Source organism: Nostoc sp. UHCC 0251 (assembly GCF_034932245.1).
Lineage (GTDB): Bacteria > Cyanobacteriota > Cyanobacteriia > Cyanobacteriales > Nostocaceae > Nostoc.
Genome location: NZ_JAYGHD010000496.1, coordinates 1 through 3,462, shown reverse-complemented (window position 1 = coordinate 3,462; position 3,462 = coordinate 1). Strand labels below are relative to the sequence as shown.

Below are 3,462 nucleotides of genomic sequence, written 5' to 3'. Positions count from 1 at the left end.
TTTTCAACCGACTCTGCATTTATATTATGCAGCTTAAATGCCGATTAGCTTAAAAGCTTCACCTGGAACCAAGTTACTCTGCCAACTCAAATTGCTAGCTTGCAGGTCGTTAGAACTAGTTGGAAGACCGTTAGTACCAGTAATGACCAATTTACTCCTAGCTACTGCCCCCGATCGTCCCTGACAAACCGATGCAATCTCAGGAGTTGCACGAATCGCTTCTGGTTCTGCTTTAGCCTGTACAGGATTAGTAAATAAGCTGTTGATCTGAATCGTACCATTCAATCCGAACCGTGAACTAGCTGTAATTTTGCTATCAGGAGAAAGGAATAGTCCTTTGGTGTCGATTCTAATATTACCGCCTTGCCCTTCAAAAGCATTCGCTGAGATGCTGCTATTTTTTATTGCAACTAGGATATCTGTGTTAAGAGTGATGTTGCCGCCGTCGCCATTACCCCCAGCAGTCGCAGTAATGATACTGTCACGTAATTGTAAGTTACTAGAGTATAAGAAAATATCGCCTCCTTCGCCCTTTGTGCCGCTTTCTGTGCCAGCTGTGATAGTACCTCTGTCTAGATTGATACTGTCTGCGTTGATTCGGAGGGTTCCTGCATTTCCTTGTCCTGGCTGAAAGTTGAGCTTTTTTTTAATTTTTTCACCACCAATATTTACTCTCCCGCCATCAGTGACAGTTAATCGTTCTGCTTCGATTGTCAGATTTCCAGCCTTTCCAGTTCCTCCAGTTCGAGCTGATATTCTGCTAGGAGAATTACCAGTTAATGACTTTCCGGTTACTTGCACTTCTTCCGAAGCAGTGATAGATACGTTGCCTCCCGAACCCTGCCCAAATGTGCCTGATGATATCACTCCTCCTGAGCGTAGACTTAACCGCGCAGTTTCAATCTTGATGTTACCGCCAGAACCAGTAGATCCTCGTTGGGCCAAACTTGTTATGGAACTGCCTGCCTTGGCTGTTGGTTTTCGCAGCACTTCCACTGAATCATGAGCTAAGACCTCTATGGAACCAGCATTTCCGAACCCATACGTACCAGCAGCGATCCCTGCTCCATCCCGGACATTTAACCGCGCAGTTTCAATCTTGATGTTGCCACCAGCTCCGGTAGCTCTTGGGTAAACTAGGCTCGATATGCCAGTGTTGAAAAACGAATCAATTTCTGGTAATCCCACCAGGTTCACTGAATCTGAAGCATTGATTTTCAATGTTCCTCCCGTTCCTGCTCCTAATGTGCTGGACTCAATCTGAGAACCACCGTCTAGCATTAGCTTCATGGCTTGTATTTGAATATTGCCACCACCATCACCACTGGCATCAACTGCTGCTGCTCCAGACAACTGGATCTCTCCAAAGGCTGAGATGCCTGAATATCCCAACGTCCAGCCTTTATCTGTAGGAATCAGGTTGACCAAACCCGCTCCAGCCACGCTGCCTAATTCAATCTGTCCCCCTGTTGTTTTAAGCGTTCCGCGTGAGAGTACTATATCACCACCCACCAAAGCTAAGGTTTGATTTGGCTGCACGCGCAGACCAGAACTAGTATCTATGAGGTCTGAAGTTTTTCTTATACCTTGGCCGTCTCCAAAGACGCGAATATTTCCAGCATTTGTCCCAAATCCTAATCCCACAGGCACGCTCACTGTCAACAGAGGTTCTGCACTACTAAGGGGTTTAGCATCGAAGGAGATGCCATCAGCAAATTTAATATTACTGGCAGTAGTGCCGAAAAACGAGCCGCCAATGTTCAGTGAAGCATTCAGCCCAAAAATAATCCCATTGGGATTAATAAGAAATACGTTGGCTATGCCGTTAGCTCGAATTAAACCATCAATATTAGATATTGAGCTACCCGTCACTCTTGTCAAAATGTTTTGGATGTCTGGAGCATTTTTGAAGTAAACTGCGCTTCCTGTGGGTACAGAGAACTGTCCAAAGCTATGGAACAAATTGCTTCCGACTTGGGTTCCTCCCGTTATCGCACTGGTATTATTACCCTCTCGTGTGACGCTGGAGTTGACTCTTAGGGTTGCATCGGGAACAATTTGTGCCGCAATTGGCTCCCAAGGCAATAGACAAAACAAGGTGCTGCCCTTGATAAGCCAGGATAAAGCTTTTGTCATAAATCATGGTAAAAGTTTCTCGGTTGGTCTCTGAATTATTTTTAGTACAGACTTGCACCCTGCACCCGAATGATTACCAATTATACAGATTAATAGTAGCGGTAGCGTCTTGTCAAATTGGATTGGAGACAGAGGCTTTTCTCTAGTAGTAAAACTGTTAATATTTTCTCAAATCCGAGCTAAAGTGATCAGGAGTAAAATACGTTTGTGAATTTATCAGTGATGAACAGAAAACGTAGTGAGTCCTTTAATGAAGTTGCAGAAATCTATGATGCAGCACGTCCTAGCTATCCATCTCAATTGATTAAAGATGTAATTGAGATGGCTAATCTTCCAGATTCAGCTTCAATTTTAGATATTGGAACAGGGACAGGTAAAGGAACTGTTCCATTTGCTGAAAAGGGCTATGCTATCTGCTGTTTAGAGCCAGGTGAAAGACTGATTGCAATAGCATCTCAAAATATGCGTTTATATCCAAAGGTAACATTTGAGACAGTGACTTTAGAGGATTGGAACTTACGCCCAAAAGCCTTTGATTTAGCAATATCTGCCCAAGCCTTTCATTGGGTAAATCGTGAAAAAGGGTATCCAAAAGTTGCACAAGCTTTAAAAGAAAAAGGTTATATTGCGTTTTTTTGGAATTTCTCTATTTTACCCGATACTTCAATATTTCAGGCGCTCAAAGAAATATTTCAAAAATATGTACCTACAAAAATATCTAATGCTAAAGCATCCTCAGTTGAATCACTAATAAAAAAGAGAGAAAAATGGATATTAAATAGCTTTTGTTTCAAAAACCTAGTAGTTAAACAATATGCTTGGTCTATTGATTATGATGCAGAGCGATATTTAGGTCTTCTGAAAACTCAAACTGCTTATCAAGAATTTACTGAAACTGAAAAGCAGGATTTTTCTGATGCTATCATACAGATATTAAATGCTCATGGGGGATATGTTACTAAACCCTATTTATCGGTTCTTTTCTTTGCTCAAAAAATTTAAATAAGACCTTTGATTATAAATAAAACTTAATATCGAGTGTAGGTTATAACTCATCTCAAACCCGATACGAAAAAACTACGGGTTTCAATCTAGATGAGATTTATATAGTCATCCCAAATGCAATATTCGCTGTCAAATAATCAAGCATTAGCCCTTGTTTTACTCGTGTGTTAAAGCTTGTTTGTCAGCAGCAGAAGTGATGAATTTATTGAGCATCAAAGCAGCTTGAAAGTTCAAAACTTAAAATCAAATCGGGTAGGTGCTAGTAACTGACTTTTCCCGTTAAGTCTCTTTTGCAAGCTGCCAACCTTCACAAAGGTCATG

2 protein-coding genes are annotated in these 3,462 nt (G+C 41.5%); one reads left to right on the top strand and one right to left on the bottom strand.

Annotated elements, in window-relative coordinates; all coding sequences use genetic code 11:
- Nucleotides 1-33: 33 nt before the first annotated feature.
- On the bottom strand, nt 34-2,136 hold the full coding sequence (locus VB740_RS36200; protein ID WP_323204622.1) for a filamentous hemagglutinin N-terminal domain-containing protein: 2,103 nt from the start codon (nt 2,134-2,136) through the stop codon (nt 34-36).
- Nucleotides 2,137-2,343: 207 nt separating this feature from the next.
- Between VB740_RS36200 and VB740_RS36195 the strand changes: the two genes are divergently transcribed.
- A complete protein-coding gene (locus tag VB740_RS36195) occupies nt 2,344-3,138 on the top strand; it encodes a class I SAM-dependent methyltransferase (RefSeq protein ID WP_323204621.1) in 795 nt (264 codons plus the stop codon).
- Nucleotides 3,139-3,462: the final 324 nt, after the last annotated feature.

Coding starts and splice junctions, on each gene's coding strand:
- VB740_RS36200 (WP_323204622.1), bottom strand. CDS start 2,136: ATGACAAAAGCTTTATCCTGGCTTATCAAGGGCAGCACCTTGTTTTGT.